This is a genomic window from Pseudomonas sp. MT92 (assembly GCF_058792515.1).
The window spans coordinates 96,930-119,004 of sequence record NZ_JBXAFA010000014.1; the positions used below are offsets into that span (position 1 = coordinate 96,930).

Consider the following 22,075-nt stretch of genomic DNA (forward strand, 5'->3'; position numbering starts at 1 on the left):
GGGGTTGGCTGTGGAGTTGGAACAGGGCAAGTACCCACTCGCTTATGCAAAGTCGCGGGTCGCCGGTGGTAAGCCCACGGAGGTTGCTCTGTTCGTAGGGTTGGGGACTTTGCTGTTCCTCCCGCTCCTCCCGGAGGCGATGCTGTTTCTTCGCAGACGCCGGCGAGAGGGCGTTGGTAACGCGTAAGGTCTCTTTGCCTCGTTTATTGAAATAAATGCGACGTTTTCATATTACTGCAGCAAAAAAACCCGCAGCACACAAGGCCCAGTGAACGGCCTTGTGTGCTGCGGGCTTTCTTCCATTTTCCTAAGTGGCTTTCAAACTAACCAACCTTGTCCACCCCATAGACCGGAGGAGAGGGCGGCTACCACTGCAGCGACAACCACTAGCATCATCACCATTTTCATTAATTCAACCTTTTGCCTTGATTCGCTTGGTGCTGGGGACCCTGCATAGGGCCGGGTCAGTGGCCGTCAGCGAAGGCTTTGCCCGGAGAAACCGAGGGACATCGAGAGTTCCTGAGCCGCAGATGTACCGATCCGTTTGGCGAATCGGTCGATCGGGTTGTCCTTAGTCGAGAAATCCACAACCTTGGTTGCGCCTACGACCTCACGCGCCACATAGTCCACGTCACCCAACTTATCGATAAGACCTAGCTGCTGAGCCTGCTGGCCCGACCAGATGAGCCCCGAAAAAAGCTCTGGGTGGTCGGCTGACTTCAGCCTGTCGCCGCGGCCGGCTTTGACCGCCTCGATAAATTGATTGTGGGTTGTTCTCAGGACCTCGCCCCAGAAGGCGGTTTCGTCAGCGTTCCTGGGTTGAAATGGGTCCAAAAAGGCTTTGTGCTCGCCAGCGGTGTAGGCCCGGCGTTCGACCCCCAATTTTTCCATCACACCGACGTAGCCAAAGCTTGCAGCGGTGACGCCAATGGAGCCGACTAGGCTGGCCTTGTCCGCGTAGATCTCGTCGGCAGCGCTGGCGATGTAGTAAGCGCCTGAAGCGCCGAGGTCCGTTATCACTGCAAAGACTTTGATATTGGTGTGCAAGCCGCGTTGGCGCTTGATCTCGTCATACACATAGCCCGCCTGCACCGGGCTTCCACCTGGACTGTTGATCTTCAGCACGACGGCTTTAGTGCGCGCATCGGCGAAGGCCTGGCCAATGCTTTTCTTCAGAGACTCAGCGCTGGCGGCTTCGCCCTCGGCGATGGGACCGCTGACATCGATTCGTGCCGTAATTTCTTTGGCGTCAGCGCCGTCGGATGTGAAGTGCTCGACCGCCAGTGTGGTCGAGATGACAGCCAGGGTGCCTATCCACATCAGGTACTTGAAACGGCGCCGGCTCCTTTGCTCGCGGACCATCTCGCGTACCAACTTGTCGAGCACCTCAATAGGTTGAGTCATAAATTTCCTCGGTCGAGTTCTGAAAATTGGGGTGAGGATGCCCCAGGGAGCGTCGGATATGGCCCCGATTGGCCCCTAAACGCTGACCCAATTCCGGAAATGATGCTCTAGAACTTTGCGAGGCTCAGTGCACGGATGTCGGCGGTTCAGCGGTCGGCAATCGTCGAATGCTTGCGGTTCGCTCAAGTGTGGCAAAATCGCGAGCAGCTTTCGGTGGTAATCCGAAGTTAAGAACTGAGGCCGGATATCCTGCCTCCAGACCTTTGCAGGTGCCCTTGATTAATCCTCCCACCACACTGCCGGTTGATTCGCTGAGCGAAGCGCTGCGGCAGGCCCCATATTCTCTGGAAGCGGAACAAGCCGTTTTGGGCGGCCTGCTGCTTGAGAACTTGGTGTGGGAACAACTTTCTGACGTGGTGTCGGAAGGTGATTTCTACTTCAGCGATCACCGTCATATTTTTCGCGTCATCAGTTTGCTGGCCGAACGTGGGCATCCATTCGACGTGGTTACGGTGCGAGACCAGTTGGTGCTGGAAGGGTTGGTTGAGAGTTCACCTGACCTCGACTACGTCAATGCGCTGGCCAAGAGCACGTGGTCCAGCGCGAATGCAAAAACCTATGCGAGTGTCATCAGGGAGCGAGCAAAGCTGCGGGAAATAATCGCCACATGCGAGGACATTCAAGCTCACGCTCTACAACCGGAGGGGAGGTCGGCGTCAGACCTCATTGAAGAGGCCGAGCGGAAGATTCTTCTGGTCGCCGGAAAGCAACCCAAAGAGGGCGGCCCCGTTGGCGTCAACGAGCTCCTGGTCAAAAGCCGGGAAAAGATTGAATCACGCTCAAAAGGCCAAGTAGCTGGGTTGCGCACTGGGTTCGATGACCTGGACAAAATTGTCGATTCTCTGCAACCCGCTGACCTGGTCATTGTGGCGGGCCGCCCCTCGATGGGCAAAACCACTTTCGCGATGAATATCGTCGAGAATGCAGTGCTCAAGACCGACAAGGTGGTGATTGTCTACTCCCTGGAGATGCCGGGTATCTCCTTGCTCAACCGAATGATTGCTTCGGTTGGCGGGATAGACCTGACCAAGGTTAACAACGGTCAACTACAGGATACGGATTGGCCGAAGCTGGTTAAGGCGGCCGACCTTCTCAACCAGCCTAACCGCTTCTTCATCGACGACTCCTCCGGGGTAACCCCGTCTGAGATGAGGGCCGAGACACGGCGAATTTTCAGAGCGCATGGCGAAATCGGCCTAATCATGGTCGACTACCTGCAGCTGATGAGGGTTCCTGGTTCAAGTGGGAAAAACCGGACCAACGAAATTTCCGAAATCTCACGATCCCTGAAGGCTCTGGCAAAAGAGTTCGGATGTCCGGTGGTCGCACTGTCACAACTTAACCGCAGTCTCGAGTCGCGGCCGGATAAGCGCCCCCTCAATTCGGATTTACGCGAGTCGGGCGCCATCGAACAGGACGCGGATGTGATTATGTTCGTGTACCGCGATGAGGCGTACTACCCCGACTCAAAGTACAAGGGCACTGCCGAAATCATCATTGGCAAGCAACGTGAAGGCGCCACTGGGTTTTGCAGGCTGGCCTTTGTTGGAAAATACAGTCGATTCGAAAATCTGAAGGCAGGAACTCACGAGTTCAGTGAACTTGAGATGGGACGTAAACCCCCGAGAATATCTCCCCGGGTTGGTCGAGTTCATGTCCCAGAAGTCGCTACCGTCGAGAACTTCAAGGCATCACGTCGCAAGCTTAAGCCCAAGAAATAGAAATCAACTGCAAAAGGCCCACTGGGCGCGCTGGTGGGGTAGGGCCTTTTCCATGAATTACGGGGAGTACCGGATCAGGTGCCCAATTCTTCGTTTGGGTGACGTTCGTTCAATCGGTGCAAGGAAAGTAACCTTGCCCGATTGGGGGGTAATCAAAAGTCAATTTAAGATTATTCTCTTGGTCGCTTGTCTTCACGATCCAGGCGTCTCTGCCGCTCTCGGCGCTCTTGCCTCATTTTCTTCCCAATCTTGGGGGCTGCTGCCGTTGTTTCCGTGAGGGCTTGGTCGCGCTTTTGATTGAATTGAATACGGTCTTTGAGCAATGTCAGGAGGTCGTGACTTACGTGCGCCCCATCAACGGCCTTTTCCAAGGATACAAGACTCATAGCGGCGCCCTTGGGCCAGATATTTTCTATGAACTCGTCAACGGTGCGGCATTGCATTGCCAACTGATAGGAGGAATACCCAAGCGCATGCGCGAGCATGTGTTTGGCTGCTGTAAGCGTCAACTCACCACCGTTTTCATGCCCGAGCTTTTTGAGCTTTTTAGCCAACCGTCTAAAACGGTCAACTGACAGGCCAGTACATTGACTGACCAGTAGAATTTGGTCGCTGAGGCGATCTTCACGAAGAACGTGGTCGTCCTCTGGTGCCCAATTGCTCAAGTTGTTTGCAGCCAGAAAACCAGCTAGGTGTTCACCGAGATGGTGTGCAACATGCCGTGCAGTAATCTGCTTGGCAGGTTCTTGAGGCGGGACTTCGACATACTCAACCACTTTCAGGTTCTCCTGCTTGATTCTGGAAGCCAAAAGCGGCCTGTTCTGCGTACTCGGCCCCCCCGGCTTTTGAAGGCCGGGGCTTGGGGGCAGCTGAGCGACATTTCCTATAACGCATCAGCATGTGTAAGGCCGGACAGGCGCTTGACGACATACCCGTCGACGTATTCGAACCGACGTTCCTGTATCTCCCCCATCTTGCAAAAGATCCCTTTAGCCTTCGCGCCGTGGACGCGCTCGAAGGTGGCCACGGCCTCTGCGATTTTTGAATTCAAACTAAAATCCAGTGCTCCCATCATGGCCTCGGGCTTGTCGATACCACAGCACATGGCAACCTGGGCGCAGTCGGAGCCGGTGATATGAAACCCTAGCGCTTCATAGTAAGGAACCTTGTCCACGTTGCAAGACAGCCCGATGTGGCTGTATCGCGCCTGGACCCCTTTCAGCATTTCACGAAGGATTCCTTGCCGCCTGTGAGTTGCGCTGACCACGGTGTAACTGATGCCACAATCCTCTGGGTTGTTGCCGCGCAGCACAATCGTGAACCCAATTAGATCGCCCCTCTCCTGGTCTCTTGCGAGCACAGCTTCAACAAATCCCCCGTAACAGCCTGTCAGCGCGTCTAATAGATACTCCCGCACCTCCGCCTCAACTTGCGCAATGCACAGGCTGCTAGTGGGGCCGTGAGGCTTCACGAATTTGTTAATCAGCTCGACGTAGTTGGCGCGAGCCAGCTTGATCGCTTGATTAATGTCATTTTCGGTTAGGTCAGCGGTAATGATAGGCATGTACTTTTCCCTAAATGCTCGGCCTTATCGTAGTAAGTGTCCTGACTAACGCTTCAAGAGATACCCGATAGTTGACACCAACATCATCGGCAAGCGATTTATCCGAAGCCGGGCCAAGCGCGACGAATGCTTTACGCGCCTCGCGATACTTTTGGAGACTTTCACCCGTGGTTGCTGAGAGATTCAATTGCATGAGATCTTCCTAGATTCGATCAGCAGCAATGACGATGTAATAGACATCACCGCCCGTGAAGATCGAAAAGCTGGTTTTCGATGTGGACGGCTTTTTGCGATTAAACGCCAATCTGTGTTGAATAACCTGGCTGTCGCGCCAAGGCTGTGAAAAGTCCCACGACCCCATGTCATTTACGTAAACCGATTGGATCGGCTCTCCGTCAGGGGTGCAAAAATTTGCTTTTTCAACTTCGCTCGATTGAAAGGTATTCACCGCGTTTTTCGACACATTCAAGCACGGCAGATCAAAAGAAGCTTTTGGCCAGGCAGCTATTGGCTCAGCGTCTCCAAGACCTGTTGCAGCTTTTCCCCATCCGAATTGAATGGCAAGAGAGACGCAGCTGATAACTATGGCGGCTAGGGCCAAGGGTTTGGAATTCATCTATGTTTCCTGCTCGATCCTGTGGGCCAAAGCGGCCTGCTCCTACTGCCAAAGCCCGCGACAATGGCGGGCTGACGTTGCATGGCCGTCCACGCAGCCCAACCCGCTATAGTTTGGCGCTCCCGTCCCGGACCCACTGCATTGCGGTCGCATTGTGTTGGTGCAGCTTGGCGGCAGTCGCCTCGCTCATCGGGAGCCCACCGATACCGGGGTATGCAAGGTCAGTCAGCGCGGAAAGTCGGCTGACCTGGGCATGTACGTCCGGCTTCTCCACTCCATCGGCTTTCCGGTGCTCGCTCTTGATAAGCCAACGGAGCTGCACCAGAGCCTTCTCAACTGCGACGATCAAAGCCACCTCCCAGTTTTCAGGCATACCAGTTGCATCACGTTGTTCAGTCACAGTGACTCCTTAAAAGTTTCGGTTGGGCAAGTTGTTTATGGTCGAATGCTTTTGGCAGGAACGCTTAATGCGTGCCCCCTTTTCGAAAGGTTTGAAAGTGCAGCAAGCAGGCGCTCATTGATCCATTTGGCCATCACAGGAATGCCGCTGTAGGTCGCTACAAGCGCGATAGCAACGAAGGGCAATGCCCACTTGTCACCAACGGCCAAGACGACAAGGAAGGCATAGAAAGCCCCAATGAAAGCTGAAATTGCTGCTGTGCCCGCGATGACCGCGCAGGTCAATTTTATCCCCCACGGCGGCATTGTTATCTTACTTTGCTTCATGCTTTTTTCCTGTCATTTGGTCACGCTTTTGTTGGTAGGCAAGGCCCATACAAGCCCCAGCAGCCGATGGCGACGTAAGCAGTAGGTGACCTGGGCCTTCGTTTTGGTTATTGCGCTGTTCACCTCAAAGGTGAACAGCTCCCCTGGTCGTGCCATTTGCTGTCCTTTGCAAGGACCATCAATGACCGGTAGCTTCACCGCAATGTCGCGATCGAGCATCGGATTTCCCGTGATCATTTGTTTGTGCGCTCAGATCGTTAAGCCGTTGGCGTAGGCCACCAGGCGGCCACGTTCAGTTACGTCGATTTTCGAACGGTAAAACATCGCTCCCAAACCGACAATCAAGCTGATGTTGCACAGCACGTATCCGGAAGCTTCTACATATTTCATCGTACTTTTCCTATCCAGCGATACGGTTTAGCTGCTTGTACTCATCCCAATCGATACCAAGCGCTGCGGCGATTTTGCGGTGGTGATCCAAGCGCCATTCGTTAGCTTGCTCCGGTGATTCGGCCACCAATCGAATCACGAACTCATCAACCTCAAGTCCATGGCTTCGGGCAGCTTCTGCAAAAACCACAAGGCGCTGCTGTTCACGGTACTCATCAACGGTCATGCCGCATGCCTCGATAACGGCTGGTTTGACCGACTGAATCTGAGTGAGAGCGCGAGGATTTTCAGCGAAGAATTTTTCGCGGGCTGCGCTGTAGCGGTTTTCAATGTTCATTGATTCAATTTTCCCGTCTGCTTCTGCTGAATCAGCTTTCCTCGGCAACCTGTCGAGCTTCGTTTGCCTGATGAAAAAGCTCACCTTCCTGAGTTGCGTCGATCAAGCCTAGCGCTGCAAGTGTGCGCAGTCTGCCATTAAGCTCGGCATACTCGACCGCCACGACTGCCGCAGGCATGGTCCGCAGATCTTCAATAAGGCGACGTACAGCAGCCACACAAGAGTCAATCAAAGTCGGGCTTAACGTAATTGGTCGGGTCGTGCTCATAATTCAGATCCCATTTCAGTATCGCGGACGCGAAAACCGCGCCCTGGTAATGCCAAAGGCCCAATCAAGGGCCGGTGGTGTTCAGCGGAATTATTCCCTCAACTTACGACTTTGAGCGCTTACCGCCGAATAACGTGTAGAAACACGCCGTCCAGACCGCCGCGTTCGCGATTACCGAAATCAGGGCAACGATGCCCATATAAGGCTGCAAGTGGGGAGCGAAACGCTCCGCGACTTGGAAGAGGCCCGACAGCGCAACGGTAGCCAAAAGTGCCACGAAGAAAAAAAGCCATGCTGCGGTGTTGCTGATTTGCCAGCGACGTTGTAGATGGCCAACTGCTGACCCGAGGAGTCCAGCGGCAGTGAATACAACGATACTGCCGACAATCACTCTCTCAAGCGCCAATGGTGCGATCTCTGGTAAAGGCATGGTCTTTTCTATTACACCCGCGAGGTGTCGTAGGCCCAGTGCGAATGCTGGTAATCCAGCCGACCGAAAGCAGCGTTGCAGTCGTGAATCATCACCATGAAACGCGCCCTGAACAGTCCCCGTTCGTTGTACTGGTTCATGTCGAACTCCTCGCTTAACAGTGCACCAATGTCGCCATCAAAGCTCTCAGTGGCCTCAACGTCGCCTCTCTCCCGCGCAGCGATGTAGTGCGCAGCGAGCGTGCACGCGGATTTCAAAATCGACGGCGGAAACCCAGTTTCATTTTCTGCCAGCTCGGGCAGGGTGAACGGGTTGCTTGGCTTGAGCATGGCTCGCTCCAATGTCGTTATGACGCGAAGTTGCGTCTCTCCTACTGGCTTCCCCGGCTTTTGAGAGCCGAGCCTTGGGGTACAGCGGGCGACTTTTCCTTTAACCGATTTGATTTTCGGGTGACTCCACGACAGCAGCCAGAAAGCGGCGCTGTCGTCGCACAGACTTCACCAGAAACACAACGAACATCACCACGCCCAAAATGACGTAATTCCGTGTCGCGTTGCCACCTGTTGTGTAGCTGTACAGACCGTAACCGGCCTGGGCACCGATGCAAGCTGTCAGCAGCCAATAAAGGATCAGCTTCGTTTTCATGGTGTTCTTTTCCGTGCTATTCGGGCTTGTCGGTCTTGGCCTCAATCGAGGCCAAGACTGCCAGTGCACCTGGTGATGGGGATTCGACACCTTCCATGACTGCGAACCTTGCCAGCGACTCAGGTGTAACCCGAACCCCTGATGGCTGGTAAAACATGATCGTTTCGAAGGGTTTGAACTGGCTGAGGTCATAGGGTTTATTTGCATTGGCCTGCCAAAGCTCATCCATGAATAAAAAGGCTGAACCAGCTTTCTTGCCTTTGAAATAGGTGCCACGTGGAAGCCGGTCATTGGGGCGCAGCCTTTGACGCCATTCATCGAAGGCCGCCGTTTTTTTGATCTGGCGAAGCCTCTCTCGATCAGTGGCAGTAAGGCTCTGAGTAGCGGTGATTGTCTGCATGGTTGATCCTGCTTGATCCCGGGGAGCGAAAAGCATCCCTCTCTCACTGCTTAGCCCGCACGGGGCGGGCTTGTGGGGGCAGCGACTTTTCCTCTGTTAGCTATTGGTTAGGATTACGGCTCAGAGCGACATCCCAACTCGATGCTGGCATTTTCCCACATTGCAAGAGAGTGCAAGCACCAAATGGACACCGTTTCTGAAGCGAATAGCTAGGCCAGGGCGAACTCAAAGGCTCGGCGGGATCGTATTTTGATCTACGGACAGTGTGGCCGACAGCCTTTCGTAATCTCGGCCGGAGATAGACTTCGGGGCGGATCGCGCCGCTGGGGAAGAGCACGTCGCCCACCTCAGGAATGCCAGCGCGATAACGCTGATGCCGGTGGTGTGAGTCAGGTACAGCAGCATCACGTCAGGTTACGACATTCGCCCGGTAACTGCGGTAACGCGGATCTGGTGCCGGAATTGAATAGGGCGAAGGGGTGCAGCTCGGCAGGTGGCCATGTGGGATTCTCTGTCAGGATTGGACGGGGATCGAGGTCGATCCTGAGAGAGATGGCAACGGGTTTCCTGATCATTATTCCAACAAGCCCGACGCGGTGTTCAAGGAAAATGCCACAGCTTGTCGCAGCTTTTTCCAAAGGGGCATACGGCAGTCGTTGCTATTTCAACGAGCAGTCTCATTCATTACGACAGGCCAGAACTGTCATGGGACTCATCTGCGAGCAGTCGCTTTTAATTTTGAGTGGACAGCAAGTTCGTCCCCTTAACTTGGGGCGGATTGAACTCTGTTTATTTCAATCTGGTGAGACCATTCGAGTTGTTTGGTGGGCGGGCTGTGCTCGGGTGTGCACCCTGAGTGAACCTCCTGTAGCAGACCATTGACCAGCAAATAACGTTGCCAGTAGGGACAGGCTGTTCGGCTGAGCTCGACCTGGCATATCGATTTTAGGTTAATCGTCCGGTCCCGACCGGAAGCACGGATTGAGGAATGAGATATGGAAAATACGCCGGCTAAATGGGTGGTGAGTATGAATGGAGTTTCTGTTGGCGAGCTCGACGGCCAACAGGTTGAAAATCTCGAGCAGGAGGTCAAACGAGATAAACGTCTGTATTTGAAACAGGGGTTTAACTATGCCGCCAGCATGTTGCGCGGTGTAGCAACAGTGGTACAAATCGCACCCTTCATCATGGTCGTGGGCGCGACGTTGTTCGCTCTCGATTCGCCTGGGCGGTTCAACGAGTTACTTTCGGAAAACGCAGCGGGGCTAATGGTTGTTAGCGCTTACACGTCGCTCCTGGTTGGAGGAATGGCCGTCGGACTCGGGACTGCTTGCGGATTACTTAAGCTTGGCATCGTAAACCACTTTACCAATCGTAAGCACCTGTTGATCCGTCGCGCCTTGGGCCTCGCTGCAGATGGTGATATTCAGCTCAGTTTGGCTCAGAAGGCCGGTTAGCGGGCCGCCGTGATTTTGGGCGAAAAAAAACCGGCATATTCGCCGGTTTTTTATTGGGTAGATCTAATTGAGCTGCAGCAGTTGAACCGAGCGCAAAGTCCTGACCACCTCAGCAGTACGTTGGCTAGGGGAGTAGCATCGCTCGATTTGATCAGCGAAAGCATCAAAACTGAAACGCTTGACCTGGGCTGACCCGTCCTTGAGAACGTGTCCGAAGCTAATCAACGCGTGAGTCACAGTTTCTGCTTGTTCAGATGTGCCGAGATACGAATCTACGCCAATGGTTTGGCCACACACAATAATGGGATCTTGCATTTTCTCGCTCCTGCAGAGGGAGTGAGACGATGCCCCGCAGGGGACATTGCCCCACTGACGGTTGAGTGTTTTGAATCGAGTCCAAGCAACTGGAATTAAGCATGGGGCAACATACACATCGAGGTGGTTTTCCCCTAAGGGACCCACTACGAAGATTTTCTACCTACGAGTAACCGCTACCTGACCTTTTTCTCAGGGATTGCCTTCGACGGTTTCGTACGGCGGAACCAGAGGTTTGCCAGAACAAATATGATAGTCAAGCAAACAAATGAGAGCAGCAGAAGGAATGCCGGCTCGTACTGGTATGAACCGCAGATCATCGCGATAAACCAAAGGAAAATCTCCATGGAAACCTCATGCGTATTGAGGTTCCACGTCCCGACAGGGGCATGAAACCCCAGGTGGGTGGATTGTTGTGCTTTGTTCGGCGAACCCAGGTCCAGCTTGACCTGCCCCGAGGGGACAGCCGGAGGCTGTAAGGAGACAAGATGGTACACGCCGTCACGCATGCTCGACAATACGGGGTGCGGTGTGGCACCCAATGGAGATGACCCGATCAAGGAAACTTGCGGTTTTAGGAAGTGTGAAACAATTTTGACTCTGCTGTGCCTTAGGGCTAAGCGTCCCATGGTGTTCGTTGCCAGCCGCGAAAGGTGCGGTAGGATGCCACCCACCTAATTCACGGATTGACGCGGAGGCCCTGTCTGGGGTCAATTGCGTGCAGTCATTAGCAGCCGGGCCCTTCGTAGATTCGACCAGGACCGCCGGTAACGGGTTTTCATTTCACCAGATGAAGAAAAAGCGAGCCCATGAACGAATTGTCCGCTCCTGAGCAATACGACCTCCAAACTGCATCTCTCAAGGTCCCACCGCATTCCATTGAGGCCGAACAGGCAGTGCTCGGTGGTTTGATGCTGGACAACAACGCCTGGGAACGCGTGCTCGATCAAGTCTCCGACGGCGATTTCTACCGGCATGACCACCGCCTGATCTTCCGCGCGATCGCCAAGCTCGCCGACCAGAACTCCCCGATCGACGTCGTGACCCTTGCCGAGCAATTGGACAAGGAAGGTCAGACTTCGCAGGTCGGCGGCCTCGGTTACCTCGGCGAGTTGGCGAAAAACACGCCGTCCGTCGCCAACATCAAGGCCTATGCGCAGATCGTCCGCGCGCGGGCAACGCTGCGGCAGCTGATCGGCATCGCGACCGAGATTGCCGACAGCGCCTTCAACCCGGAAGGACGCACCGCTGAAGAGATTCTCGACGAAGCCGAGCGTCAGATTTTCCAGATCGCCGAGGCCCGGCCTAAAACCGGCGGCCCGGTGAGCGTGAATGACCTGCTGACCAAGGCGATCGACCGCATCGACACCCTGTTCAACACCGACAACGCCATCACTGGCCTGTCCACCGGTTACACCGATCTTGATGAAAAGACCAGCGGCCTTCAGCCAGCCGACCTGATCATCGTCGCCGGCCGTCCGTCCATGGGTAAAACCACCTTTGCGATGAACCTGGTGGAAAACGCCGTACTACGCAGCGACAAATGCGTACTGGTTTACTCGCTGGAGATGCCAGGCGAATCGCTGATCATGCGTATGCTCTCGTCCCTCGGCCGTATCGACCAGACCAAGGTCCGTGCCGGTCGCCTGGATGACGACGATTGGCCGCGCCTGACGTCGGCAGTCAACCTGCTGAACGATCGAAAGTTGTTCATCGACGATACGGCGGGTATCAGCCCTTCGGAAATGCGCGCGCGGACCCGGCGTCTGGTGCGTGAACACGGCGATGTCGCCCTGATCATGATCGACTACCTGCAATTGATGCAGATCCCGGGTTCGGGCGGCGACAACCGGACCAACGAGATTTCCGAAATCTCCCGTTCCTTGAAGGCCCTGGCCAAGGAATTCAACTGCCCGGTGGTGGCGTTGTCTCAGCTCAACCGCTCCCTGGAGCAACGACCGAACAAACGCCCGATCAACTCCGACCTCCGGGAATCCGGAGCGATTGAGCAGGATGCGGACGTGATCATGTTCGTGTACCGGGACGAGGTGTACCACCCGGAAACCGAGCACAAAGGCATCGCCGAGATCATCATCGGCAAGCAGCGGAACGGCCCGATTGGCACGTCGCGACTGGCGTTCATCGGTAAGTACACCCGCTTTGAAAACCTGGCGCCGGGCAGTTACAACTTCGACGACGAGTAAAGCTATGTGGTCCTGACCGAGATGAGCCTTTGCTCGCTTTGAGCGCTTGTTTTTGACCGGGCCCAAAGCTACCTTAGAATCTGATTTTGGCCTGCAGAATGAACTGCGACCAAAAGGGAAGCTGGCCCATCTGCCAGCAATTCGCACCATTGGGAATTCCTGGTCCTTTTGGACCTGATTCTCGTCCCAACCTCCCGGCAACTCTGCCCGGGTTCTTCGCCTACCGGGCACACTCTCCCGGTAGGGTGGGTGTGCCTGCAAAGCTTAATTTGGAGGTACACACTATGTCGCTAGAACCAACTTTTTCCGGCTTTGAAACCATTGAGGCTGCACATGCTCACCGTGAGTCTGCAGGAGGCTGGATTTTCGAGGCTACCACTGGAGAGGTGGTTTGGTTTCACTACCGCTATACCCCTACGGTCATCCTTGGGCACCACGCAATTTCCGGTCTAACCGGAAAGCTGGTGTGACGATGAAAGTAGAAACGGTCGTTCAGCTTCTGCCCGAGGACTGTGGTCTGCAACACTCCATCGTCCGCCTGCACAACAGCAACATCGATTCCAAGCGGTTGGACCGTGAAAGGTTTTTCCGGCGGGAAGCGGTGGTCATCTGTAATCCACAAAATGGGTCACGGGTTCTTCGGTATGCAATGGGTACACCAGGGGGCATCTCGATTACCAAGCGTGCTGTTGCCTTGGATTACGATGCTGTCGATGTGCTCGGTATCAGATTCAAAACTGACGTCGACCTGGAAATCAGACGGGCGTCGACATTTGAGGTCTATGCCCATTTTTGGATGCATCCCGATCTAGGTCTTCGGCTCTCGACTCGGCTCGGCGTGATGGGGGGCATTCTTGGGGTTATGGGGTTTCTAGTTGGCTTAACACCATTTCTTCACTTATAGGCATCTGTTGCTCATGAGGTGTAATGCTCCAGTCGTTGCACCTGAATGGAAAAAAGGAAAGGCCCGGCATTGTCCGGGCTTTTTTTTTGCTCGGGTTTTGAGGCTGGGCGTAGTTTGGTGGCCTGTATTGGCTTTGCGCGCCAAAGCAATCTAGGAGCAGAGTCGAATTAACAATGACCTTTTGGCCTTCTGACGAATCCACAGATTAATGACCTTGCCTGCGAGACTGGTGTCATGGCTTCGCCGAAAATCTTGCCGTGCCCTGAGCGGATCAAGCCGCAATTGTTGACCATGGCCAGCCGCCCGCCAGACGGCGACGGCTGGCTTTTTCAAATAAAACTCGACGGCTACAGGCTGATGGCGCGAATCGACCAGGGTACCGTTACCCTGCTCACCAAAAATGGCTATGACTGGACGAGACGCATGCCAGTGCTCGCCCACGAGCTGCTCATGCTACCGGTGCGCTCAGCATGGATCGATGGGGAGGTCGTCGTGCAGGACGAGGATGGTCGGCCGTTGTTTTCGTCGTTGCAGTCTGCTTTCAGTAGCGGCAAAACAGATGCCTTGCGCCTTTTTGCGTTCGATTTATTGTTCGAAAACGGCCGCGATTTGCGCTCGCTGCCGATCGAGCAACGTCTATCGCGACTGAGCAAACTCCTCAACCGGGTGGAGCTGCAGCATGTGCGTTTAACCGACACCCTGGATGTCGATCCTCGCGACCTGCTGCACAATATCTGCGCTTTAGAGATGGAAGGCATCGTCTGCAAGAGAGCCGGCAGCCCTTATGCCTCCGAGCGTAACGGCGACTGGGTCAAGGTCAAATGCTCGCCACGCCAGGAGTTCATCATTCTTGGGTACACCGGCGCCGCCGGCGGCATCGGCTCGCTCCTGCTCGGCCTGCACAATGACGACGGCCAACTGGTGTATGCCGGTCGCGTGCGCTCAGGTTTTGACAACCGCACGCTCAAACGCCTGCGTCTAGCGTTGGCGGAGCTGGAACAAGCTGACTCATCACTTCCGGTACCGCCCAAACTGGGCAAGGGCATCACCGCCGTTTGGGTACAGCCCCAACTCGTTTGTGAAGTGAAATACACCGAGATTACCCCGGCCGGTAAGGTGCGCCACGCTGTTTTTCTCGGGCTACGCGAGGACAAACCGGCATCAGAAATCAATCTTGAATCGGATGCTCACGACGCACCGTGATTGCGGCGGCACGCCAAAGCATTTCAGGAGGTCACTGTGTATGAAGTCGCTTTTGAAGGCTTTGTGCTTCAGTGCGAAGTCACCGATCTGATTAACGCTGACCCCAGTCCGGGGACATGGGCCAGTGACTGGGACGCCCAGGGTTATCGGGAGCTTGAGTTTCGTGTGGTGTCCGGGGTGGTCTACGACGAGAACGATAGGCCTTCGGATCTTGGTCGAAACGGCTGTGCGGAGCTGTCCGAGAAGTACGCGGAGTTTATCGAAAGCGAGTTGTGGCGACAGATCGACGCGCAATCGCATGACGTGGCATAGGGGGGCTTGTAGGTGGGCAGGATTGACGTCGCCGCGCCTGTGGACACCCACTATGCGGGATCGTAATCTGCAGGCGCGATCGACTCATCTAAAAAAGGCTTATTCATGAAGTTTACCCTCATTCGACGTATCTCCTTTTCGTCTCCTGAAACAGGTCTCGTCTCGAAAATTGTTGCCAAAGAGTTTGAATCAGATATTCCCCCGCAGGTGGGGTATGAATACGAAGACTCCGCCTGGGGCCGAAATGATCATCCCAAGGTCGAGTCGGTAGTGATAAACACAGAGTCAGGAATCTGCACAGTGGAGTTGGAATATCTAAAGGCCGGCAATGCCGATGCAGTTGTCCAATCTTTTAAAACTACTCTGCAGCACCCTGGCTGGAAAGACTGGCTTCAACGGTAACTCCCACACAAACCGCGCCTGTGGCCACAGCCCGCAGGCGCGGTTCTATATGGGCAGTTGTTCGTGATTGATCAGGCGATAGTTTGAGCGTTTCCCTCTGATCGCTGAAGAATGATCCACCGCTCACAGCCTTCGGCAGGTAGAGGAGCTCCCTCGATCAATTCTGCTGGTTTGACTTCAACACCCTCAGCCCTGGCCTTACTTTGAACCAACTCCCGCGCTTCGGCAGGGGAGGCGCAGTGGGAGGTGGTGAACGAGTAACCACTTGCCCCCGCAACATTGCGGTTGATTGCCGTGTAATCAGAACCTGCAGGAATGATTTCCAACCACCTGCCGAAAGGCACTTCCTTGCCATCGGCCGTCGACGCATGCACTTCAAGCACATCGCGCGGATCGTAGTCAGCTGGCAGTGACACGCCAAGCAACGAATCCAGCTGAAGAGTCCCGTTTTCATCGACGCAGCCATCAGCAAGCCAAACCTGAGAACCCCTACCATCTCGGCTGATCCAGTTCGCGTAAGCCGTCGCCAGCCGCGGATCAGGATGAGAGCCGCTGCCCATAGATCTCATATAGGCCCCGGACAGAGGTTTCATTCCTTCATGCCGGTGTTCCGCTGATAATTGCGCGAGGGCCCATGGGGATTTGGTGGTTATTAGCTGGTCATGATGTGAGGCCGCATATTCCTTGTCGGCGAATGCTCGAATGAATCGGCGGCGCATTTCATCTCGGATTTTGTCATCTGGGGCATTGTGATACAGCCACCCGTAAGGGTTTGAAATTCGAGCGCCGATGTAGTTAACGCTGCTAGTGCTGGGATAGAAGTAGGCGCCTACCGGTATCACCAGGTTGGGGCTGGCAACGATGTTGGAATCTTCACTCATTTCGCTGCGAAGTTCGAACCAATCCTCGAGCAGCACCCGGTGCGAGGCCGCATCTTGCCCCCGAAGAAGATCCTTGATCTTGCCGGCGTGGCCAACGACCTCATCCAAAATCTCTTGCTTGAGCTCGTAGGATTCAAATACAGAGGTTCGCATCCATTCCTTTATCTCGCTCCATTCCTTAAGGGACGTCTCGGCGGCATCAACCTGGCGCAGGATGACCCAACGCCGGCTCTTCTCTACAAGTTTGCCTTTGCTGTGCTCGACAATCATGCGGTTCACCCACGCGTGGGGCTCGAGTCGATTATCAAGCTCGTTGTCTTTTGGCGCGGCGTAGACGACGAATTTGCTGTTGCCTGTCAGGGCAATCCTTAGCGGCTGGTAGCCCGACTGTCGAACGAAGGCTTCAATCTCCTGGGCTTGGCGTACTCCGTTCCCGGCCAGTGCGTACATCTGGTCGAGGAGGCCTTTCCACGCCGCTGGGGCCTTGCCATCCACAAACTGCGGGAGTGGCTTGCCACGGTTTGCTGCACGCCATGCAATTACCGTTTGACTGATGATTCCGCGCGCGTCTTCGCCGTGGGCAATGGCCCCATCGGAAAGCGCCTGCAGCATCCGATTGCGGGCATCCCGCTCACTTGCTCGCTCTTGTTCGAGGTGCGCGAGCGCCAGCTTGAAGAAGCGGATGAATTGGATGTGGTTGCTCCGGGCCTCCCGGTTGTGGATGTACCAATGCAGCTCTTCTGGCTCCACTGTATCAAGGCACAAGAAGGTCAGGTTACCCGATGACCAGGTGCGATGGTCAAAGGAGGTCAGATTCACATTGCAGGAAAACGTACGGGCTCTAGAGCCGTAGCCACCTTTCACCTCAACTTTCACGCAAAGCGAATCGGCGATCCTGGCGGCAATTTTCAAGTCGATTGGGTTTGACGGCCTGAAATCACGATCAAAATGGTCTCCACGCGCCTTACAGGCGCTAGGTGCCGTGTCTGGATTCATGAGCTCATGCCACAGGCACAGGACCCTGCTACCAGAGCAGAGGTAAGCATTTTTTTCCTTGATCCATGCTGCAACCGGTTGGCGAGGCGTAGTCTCGATCAGGCCTTCACCGTCATCGTCATGAATAAAGCGGCAGAACTTCTCCTGGAAGTCCAATGTGACAAAGTGCAGCGATTCAGGCCCTGGGTAAAACTCACCGAACAATTTTTCCCGGTGGTCTAGACCGCACATCAGCAGCAGGAATCGTTTGTAGTGCAACGCATAGCGTGCATGGCTGGACAGATGAGCCGTATAGGCCACGTCCTCAAATTTGATCTGTGATCCGTCCACGCCCCGAAAAATCCGGTCCTGGTCATCCCGGGACGGGAAGAGCCGACCGGTGCCTAAATGGCTTTCGACAGGACTGAACACACGATGAACATTTTCGCCATTGCGAACCATTAGGAATACCTTGCGGTTCTCATCGTTCTTGGCTTGGTTGGTCCAACGATCCCCGTAATCAAGATCGCGCCGGGTAGTTGCCATCACCAGGACGCAACGCTCTGTGGGGAAAATTTGACTGACCAGATCATCGTGAATACGCAGGGCGTCAAAGAACAGCTCTTCCTTGGTGAAATCAAATTCTTCGTCGACCTCTGCCCAAACGGCCAACTCCTCATCCATCAACAATTTCTTCTGCGCAAAACTCAGCGGCTGGGATGGGTCGGCCGGCTTGCCGGTGCGGATCGTCTGCACCACGACTTCCGACGTAAAGGTCCAGGGACTCAATGCCCTCGATCAGCTTGGCAACATACGAACGGATATCCTCCGTCTTGGCCAGTGACGCAGCGGCCTTCTCTTCAAAGAAAGGGGTGAGCTTTCTGACAACGGTAGTAATCTCGGCTGTCTTGCCCTGAATCCATTGTGACTGGATGGTCGCCACCTGGTACTCGCGCTCAGCAACCGCCTTCATTGCCTGAACCTTCTCGGCAGTGATTCCGCTGCCCAAGGCGTTGGCAATGCTGCCGGTTGCTAACTGAGACATCTCTTGCCGTACTGAGTGGTCGAAAAGCACCAGGGCTCCGCCTGCTGTATCTGGCTCACTCGGGGCTTGGGCATTCTCACGCAGCTGATCCTCGACCACCCGTGCAAGGATGTCCGGGTTTGACTGAGCTTCGATCAGTTCCGATTGCAACTGCTGGATCGTGCTGTGTATGCGGGCGGTTTCTTCGGCGCGAATTTTATCGGCGTCCGGTTCGTACTCGAACTGGAGCAGGAAGTCCTTCAGCAAGAAGTCATAAGTGCCATGGCTCACATAGGTCCTGCGAACTGTGCCATCGGGCTGAGGGATTTCAATTTCCTCGCGAGTGCCGAATTTTAACGGATGCGCGCGCATGACAATGGTGTGCGCTGCGTTATCGACCCACTTGATTGACTGAAGTAGCAGAACCGAATCGAGGGCGATTGCCTTTTGCGGAATCGCCGCGATTGCGCGCCAGTACTGACCGGCCTGAAGAGACTGGAATTTCTCCACTCGCTCAAAATCCTCGAGAGGGGGGCGGGTGGTTAGCTGGGTGTTATGCGGTTCAGACATGAGGGCATTCCTGCAGTTTCGTTGAAGGAAGGCTCTCACGAAGCTGGGATATGCAAGCCTTCAACGGCGGCATCGATGGGAAAGGGAGGCATGGGGTATTAAGAGCATTCCGGGCCCCCTAAGGGGCCGGTCGAGCGGGTATTACGCTGCAGCTTCGCCATCTTCGGCAGCAGCCTTTGATTCAATGGCTTTGGCTTTTTCGTCAGCCTTTTTTTCCTTGTTACTAATTTCGTCGAGCAGCGCTTTCATCAGGGTCTGGTTCTCAGGGCTCAAGCCCTTAAAACCTGGGTCTGCGATCACTTTCTTGGCAGCGTCATACAGCGGCTTCGCCTGCTTTTTAACGACCTTCTCCAGGCTGGCGCCGGCGATGAAGCTTTTCGTGACGCTCTTTTTGCCGGCTCGCTTGGCGCTTTCCAAACCTTGCTTGAGCACATCTACGGCGCCGCCACGGTGCTTGCGCAGCATGTCCAGAGCGAGGCCGACTGAGCACTCGCCCTGCTGGATCATCGTCACAATGCTGATAGGAGCGCTAACGACTTCGAGCAATTGATCCACGTACTCAGCGCCGAAACCCAGCTTTTCTCCGATTTGTGCCGAAGTCCAGTTGAAGCCGGCCAGACGCTTGCACACCAGTGCGGTTTCGAACGTCGTCAGTGGCCTGCCGGTGTTGCTGGTGTACAGCCCAGCAATGATGTCCTGCAAGCCAATGCCCTTGGTGGGCAGCGTGACGATCGGAATGTTCAGGATTTTTGCGCCTTCGGTCAGCGCGATGCGCAATGCTGCCAGTCGGCAATGACCGTCGGCCAGATAGCAAACCGAACTTCCGTCCTCTTTTTCGACGACAAAGACCTCAAGGGGCTTGGAGGTTTTGAAGCCGTTGACCTTCATACTGTCCGCAATTTTGCGGACATGGGCCTGCAAGTCGGCGTCGTTGACGCGGACGTTCAGACCCTCCATCACGTGGATCTTGTCGATCTCTTTAACCGATGGCATCCAGAGGTCGCGCGCCTTGGCGCTCATCCCACGTTCGAGAGCGCCTTTGATGGAGCCGAGCACGAAATCGAGGGAGTACTCGCTGGCCGGGATATCGGAGTCTTTGAGGGTGGCGACGTGTTCTGTCATGTTCTCATTCCTATGAGGGATCTGGTTCGGCGTTTGTGCCTTTCATGATTCGAGAGTACTCACGATCGCTAAACTGCAAGGCCGCAATCCGGCTACAAATCCGGGTCAAACCTGCGCTTGTGGGGATCATCTGGCTGATACCGCCGGTGGTCGCAGGGTGGACGTAGCCAGTCGAAAAGAATCTTTTTGCGGGGAGTTGGAACACAGATGACGCCGGGGCTTCATGCGACCCATCAGACCGAAAAGCATGGATGGGATCGTTTCATCCCCACTCAACCCCGGGGTTGGTACCGTATTTAGGCGTGAATGGAGGCTTGCCGGATCGGTGCTTGTGGGAAAATCTGCGGTACCGAAAAGCGCCGTATCAACAAGGGGGAAGGATGAGCACGCAAATTGACCACGAGATTCGTGAGGTACTCAACTCACCAGTAGCCAGCAACTGGCTCAAGGAAGCCCTTGGCAAGGCGTTAGAGCGCGATTGTGTCGACGCCGCGAACGATGCCGAAGTTCTGATGGATCTGCTCAACAAGCGCTGCGAAGAGGCCTTTAAAGGGCTCGTTCCTGTCTCCTGATCGGAGCAGTCCGCCATTCTTGCCCGGACCAGCGCCTATCGGCGGGGCTACGGTGAGCGGATCGAGCTCTGTGGATCGGTTAAAACCGGGCAATCGGCGCGATAAAATCCTTTTGGCGCCAACCGCCCTTCGCGGCGGATTATTCCCCTACGACTTCATCAATCAGTCTCTTCTCTGCCAACCGATCCCGAACCGGCGAATGCAGGCGATCGACGTAAAGACCCCGCTCATAAGTGACAATGAGTTGGGCCTTCCACTCGATGCCACTCTGAGTGGCGTCCGGCAGCTGCGCTTTGCGCGCACGCTGTCGTGCTTCGCGGTATGCACCTTGCCACTCCTCTCGTGTTGAGTTGTAGCGACCCAGGGTTGGTTGGCGGGAGAAGGGGATTCGCTTATAGATTTTTTGGGGTGTGCTTGGAGTCAGAGCCGCATTGTTACTTCCTTCGAAATGAAAGGCATCGGACACGGTTTCTTTGTTTCGTGTGGGTGAGGGATTCATCTTCAGCTCCTGTCTTCGGAATAGGGTTATCCGAATTTCCCATGGACTCTTCGAACTGCAAGTTAGGGGTGAAGTGTGCTGCTGGTCACCTGGAACTGCTTCCCGGCCTTGTCTTGGCTCCTACGGCCTCTGTCGTGATTGCACTGGGAGCGCAGCGTGCCCGCCGTGATCTTTCCTGGGAGTGCGTGAGTTCGGGGCGCCGAGTGTCCCCGTCCATATCTCCGCGGTACTTGAGCGTTTTTGCAATCACTGCGCCGGCTAGTCTGGAATTGGCGACTGTAAGAGGGCCGAACTCAACCCAAGGAATGCAACCACCCTGCGATCCTTAGCTGACTGGCTATAAAGCGCAGGAAAATCCTGAAGGAGAACGTATGCCCACAGTGCAGTTCATGTCACGAATTGACGCGCAACGGTATCGGCCGGCAGGCCAAGTGCATTTGCTGTCCATTTCTGACGGTGAGGACGATCAGGCTCTGGTAGAGGCCAGCCGTTGGCGGAGTGTTGAATTTCACTATTTCGTGGATGGTGATTTCGACGAAGAAAAAATGGGGATGTTTGGGTCCAAATTTGAGCATTTGTTTCGCGACTATTTTCTGATCCCTCAGGCCGATCGTCTGCGCGAATCCATCGGTAGGCTGACCGCTACCGGATTGGACATTGTTGTGAATTGCCAGGCGGGTCGCTCTCGTAGCGCAGCTGTGTCGCAGTTCATCAGTGAGACCTACGGTTACTCACTGAGCCAGGAGACTCCTGATGCGAATCAGACTGTACTTCGTATGCTGCGTCGAGATAGTGCTTTGCTGGCGGCATATCGCGCAACGCTGGCGCCGGATCCTGCAACACCTGGTCTCAAACCCGGGGCGGTGAAAAGACTGCTGAGTTTGTTCGCGCTGTGGAGGCCGACCAAGTCCTGACGGTGCTCGGCGAACTCCGACGTACTGCTCTCCGCACTGATCACCCAACCCGGCTATGCCGGGTTTTTCATTATTTGCCCAGATTCAGGCGCGTTCATTGTTTCGATGGGACGGGAAAAAAAGCTGGGGTAGGGGGTGGACGCTGGGGCGGTGGAGCATA

The 22,075-nt window shown here is 55.0% G+C and carries 28 protein-coding genes and 1 pseudogene; 9 read left to right on the plus strand and 20 right to left on the minus strand.

The features are described 5' to 3' along the window. Window positions 1–474 precede the first annotated feature (474 nt). Window positions 475–1,404: a S49 family peptidase gene (locus tag AC1Q6D_RS24490; protein ID WP_050682895.1), complete on the minus strand. Its 930-nt coding sequence runs from the start codon at window positions 1,402–1,404 to the stop codon at window positions 475–477. A gap of 278 nt (window positions 1,405–1,682) precedes the next feature. Here AC1Q6D_RS24490 and dnaB (AC1Q6D_RS24495) point away from each other — a divergent pair, with 278 nt between their 5' ends. After that, window positions 1,683–3,185 (plus strand): replicative DNA helicase, encoded by a 1,503-nt coding sequence (gene dnaB / locus AC1Q6D_RS24495; RefSeq protein WP_371919894.1) that lies wholly within the window; start codon window positions 1,683–1,685, stop codon window positions 3,183–3,185. A gap of 170 nt (window positions 3,186–3,355) precedes the next feature. Here the strand turns inward: dnaB (AC1Q6D_RS24495) and AC1Q6D_RS24500 are convergent, their stop codons facing one another. From AC1Q6D_RS24500 to AC1Q6D_RS24565, 14 genes are all read right to left on the minus strand, one after another. After that, entirely contained in the window at window positions 3,356–3,961 is a 606-nt protein-coding gene (locus tag AC1Q6D_RS24500) for a hypothetical protein (RefSeq protein ID WP_103403771.1), read from the minus strand. A 107-nt stretch (window positions 3,962–4,068) separates the two neighbouring features. After that, complete coding sequence (locus tag AC1Q6D_RS24505; RefSeq protein ID WP_103403770.1) at window positions 4,069–4,749, minus strand: GNAT family N-acetyltransferase; 681 nt, start codon at window positions 4,747–4,749, stop codon at window positions 4,069–4,071. A 10-nt stretch (window positions 4,750–4,759) separates the two neighbouring features. Beyond that, complete coding sequence (locus AC1Q6D_RS24510) at window positions 4,760–4,942, minus strand: hypothetical protein (RefSeq protein WP_146041472.1); 183 nt, start codon at window positions 4,940–4,942, stop codon at window positions 4,760–4,762. Between the two features lie 9 nt (window positions 4,943–4,951). Further along, window positions 4,952–5,365 carry a hypothetical protein gene (locus tag AC1Q6D_RS24515; protein ID WP_103403769.1) on the minus strand — a complete coding sequence of 138 codons (414 nt, stop codon included), beginning with the start codon at window positions 5,363–5,365 and terminating at the stop codon, window positions 4,952–4,954. A gap of 106 nt (window positions 5,366–5,471) precedes the next feature. Continuing rightward, window positions 5,472–5,765, minus strand: coding sequence for a hypothetical protein (locus tag AC1Q6D_RS24520; protein WP_256590179.1), 294 nt, complete (start codon window positions 5,763–5,765; stop codon window positions 5,472–5,474). A 35-nt stretch (window positions 5,766–5,800) separates the two neighbouring features. Next, on the minus strand, window positions 5,801–6,091 hold the full coding sequence (locus AC1Q6D_RS24525) for a hypothetical protein (RefSeq protein WP_103403767.1): 291 nt from the start codon (window positions 6,089–6,091) through the stop codon (window positions 5,801–5,803). Between the two features lie 12 nt (window positions 6,092–6,103). Beyond that, window positions 6,104–6,310: a hypothetical protein gene (locus AC1Q6D_RS24530; RefSeq protein WP_103403766.1), complete on the minus strand. Its 207-nt coding sequence runs from the start codon at window positions 6,308–6,310 to the stop codon at window positions 6,104–6,106. A gap of 30 nt (window positions 6,311–6,340) precedes the next feature. Beyond that, on the minus strand, window positions 6,341–6,481 hold the full coding sequence (locus AC1Q6D_RS24535) for a hypothetical protein (RefSeq protein WP_158249379.1): 141 nt from the start codon (window positions 6,479–6,481) through the stop codon (window positions 6,341–6,343). A 10-nt stretch (window positions 6,482–6,491) separates the two neighbouring features. Next, a complete protein-coding gene (locus tag AC1Q6D_RS24540; protein WP_103403765.1) occupies window positions 6,492–6,818 on the minus strand; it encodes a DUF6388 family protein in 327 nt (108 codons plus the stop codon). Window positions 6,819–6,849: 31 nt separating this feature from the next. After that, the gene (locus AC1Q6D_RS24545; protein WP_146041471.1) at window positions 6,850–7,086 is read right to left on the minus strand and encodes a hypothetical protein; all 237 of its coding nucleotides are present in this window, start codon (window positions 7,084–7,086) and stop codon (window positions 6,850–6,852) included. Window positions 7,087–7,189: 103 nt separating this feature from the next. After that, complete coding sequence (locus AC1Q6D_RS24550; RefSeq protein ID WP_103403764.1) at window positions 7,190–7,516, minus strand: hypothetical protein; 327 nt, start codon at window positions 7,514–7,516, stop codon at window positions 7,190–7,192. Window positions 7,517–7,527: 11 nt separating this feature from the next. Further along, a complete protein-coding gene (locus AC1Q6D_RS24555) occupies window positions 7,528–7,845 on the minus strand; it encodes a hypothetical protein (protein ID WP_103403763.1) in 318 nt (105 codons plus the stop codon). 100 nt (window positions 7,846–7,945) lie between these two features. Beyond that, on the minus strand, window positions 7,946–8,161 hold the full coding sequence (locus AC1Q6D_RS24560; protein WP_103403762.1) for a hypothetical protein: 216 nt from the start codon (window positions 8,159–8,161) through the stop codon (window positions 7,946–7,948). Window positions 8,162–8,177: 16 nt separating this feature from the next. Beyond that, entirely contained in the window at window positions 8,178–8,561 is a 384-nt protein-coding gene (locus AC1Q6D_RS24565) for a hypothetical protein (protein WP_103403761.1), read from the minus strand. A 995-nt stretch (window positions 8,562–9,556) separates the two neighbouring features. Here AC1Q6D_RS24565 and AC1Q6D_RS24570 point away from each other — a divergent pair. Continuing rightward, window positions 9,557–10,018 carry a hypothetical protein gene (locus AC1Q6D_RS24570; RefSeq protein ID WP_103403760.1) on the plus strand — a complete coding sequence of 154 codons (462 nt, stop codon included), beginning with the start codon at window positions 9,557–9,559 and terminating at the stop codon, window positions 10,016–10,018. Window positions 10,019–10,081: 63 nt separating this feature from the next. On the opposite strand, the gene AC1Q6D_RS24575 is transcribed toward AC1Q6D_RS24570, so the two are convergent. Then, a complete protein-coding gene (locus tag AC1Q6D_RS24575) occupies window positions 10,082–10,333 on the minus strand; it encodes a hypothetical protein (RefSeq protein WP_050682409.1) in 252 nt (83 codons plus the stop codon). Window positions 10,334–11,142: 809 nt separating this feature from the next. On the opposite strand from AC1Q6D_RS24575, the gene dnaB (AC1Q6D_RS24580) reads away from it, so the two are divergent. The 5 genes from dnaB (AC1Q6D_RS24580) (at window position 11,143) to AC1Q6D_RS24600 (ending at window position 15,358) form a co-directional block, all read left to right on the plus strand. Next, window positions 11,143–12,537, plus strand: coding sequence for a replicative DNA helicase (gene dnaB / locus AC1Q6D_RS24580; RefSeq protein WP_050682408.1), 1,395 nt, complete (start codon window positions 11,143–11,145; stop codon window positions 12,535–12,537). A gap of 472 nt (window positions 12,538–13,009) precedes the next feature. After that, entirely contained in the window at window positions 13,010–13,441 is a 432-nt protein-coding gene (locus AC1Q6D_RS24585) for a hypothetical protein (RefSeq protein ID WP_103403758.1), read from the plus strand. A 234-nt stretch (window positions 13,442–13,675) separates the two neighbouring features. Then, window positions 13,676–14,644: a non-homologous end-joining DNA ligase gene (gene ligD / locus AC1Q6D_RS24590; RefSeq protein WP_103403757.1), complete on the plus strand. Its 969-nt coding sequence runs from the start codon at window positions 13,676–13,678 to the stop codon at window positions 14,642–14,644. Window positions 14,645–14,680: 36 nt separating this feature from the next. Continuing rightward, window positions 14,681–14,956, plus strand: a complete 276-nt coding sequence (locus tag AC1Q6D_RS24595; RefSeq protein WP_103403756.1) for a hypothetical protein — start codon at window positions 14,681–14,683, stop codon at window positions 14,954–14,956. Window positions 14,957–15,061: 105 nt separating this feature from the next. Continuing rightward, entirely contained in the window at window positions 15,062–15,358 is a 297-nt protein-coding gene (locus tag AC1Q6D_RS24600; RefSeq protein ID WP_103403755.1) for a hypothetical protein, read from the plus strand. 1,185 nt (window positions 15,359–16,543) lie between these two features. On the opposite strand, the pseudogene AC1Q6D_RS24605 reads toward AC1Q6D_RS24600, so the two are convergent. The 3 genes and pseudogenes from AC1Q6D_RS24605 to AC1Q6D_RS24615 all read right to left on the minus strand — a co-directional run bounded on the left by AC1Q6D_RS24605 (window position 16,544) and on the right by AC1Q6D_RS24615 (window position 19,930). Continuing rightward, window positions 16,544–16,582, minus strand: a pseudogene (locus tag AC1Q6D_RS24605) (hypothetical protein). Window positions 16,583–17,890: 1,308 nt separating this feature from the next. Further along, window positions 17,891–18,808 carry a hypothetical protein gene (locus AC1Q6D_RS24610; RefSeq protein ID WP_103403753.1) on the minus strand — a complete coding sequence of 306 codons (918 nt, stop codon included), beginning with the start codon at window positions 18,806–18,808 and terminating at the stop codon, window positions 17,891–17,893. A gap of 141 nt (window positions 18,809–18,949) precedes the next feature. Further along, entirely contained in the window at window positions 18,950–19,930 is a 981-nt protein-coding gene (locus AC1Q6D_RS24615) for a ParB/RepB/Spo0J family partition protein (RefSeq protein ID WP_103403752.1), read from the minus strand. Window positions 19,931–20,310: 380 nt separating this feature from the next. On the opposite strand from AC1Q6D_RS24615, the gene AC1Q6D_RS24620 reads away from it, so the two are divergent. Next, window positions 20,311–20,502 carry a hypothetical protein gene (locus tag AC1Q6D_RS24620; RefSeq protein ID WP_103403751.1) on the plus strand — a complete coding sequence of 64 codons (192 nt, stop codon included), beginning with the start codon at window positions 20,311–20,313 and terminating at the stop codon, window positions 20,500–20,502. 139 nt (window positions 20,503–20,641) lie between these two features. Here the strand turns inward: AC1Q6D_RS24620 and AC1Q6D_RS24625 are convergent, their stop codons facing one another. Then, window positions 20,642–21,001, minus strand: coding sequence for a hypothetical protein (locus tag AC1Q6D_RS24625; RefSeq protein WP_256590178.1), 360 nt, complete (start codon window positions 20,999–21,001; stop codon window positions 20,642–20,644). Between the two features lie 371 nt (window positions 21,002–21,372). Here AC1Q6D_RS24625 and AC1Q6D_RS24630 point away from each other — a divergent pair, with 371 nt between their 5' ends. After that, window positions 21,373–21,915, plus strand: coding sequence for a hypothetical protein (locus AC1Q6D_RS24630; protein ID WP_103403750.1), 543 nt, complete (start codon window positions 21,373–21,375; stop codon window positions 21,913–21,915). Window positions 21,916–22,075: the final 160 nt, after the last annotated feature.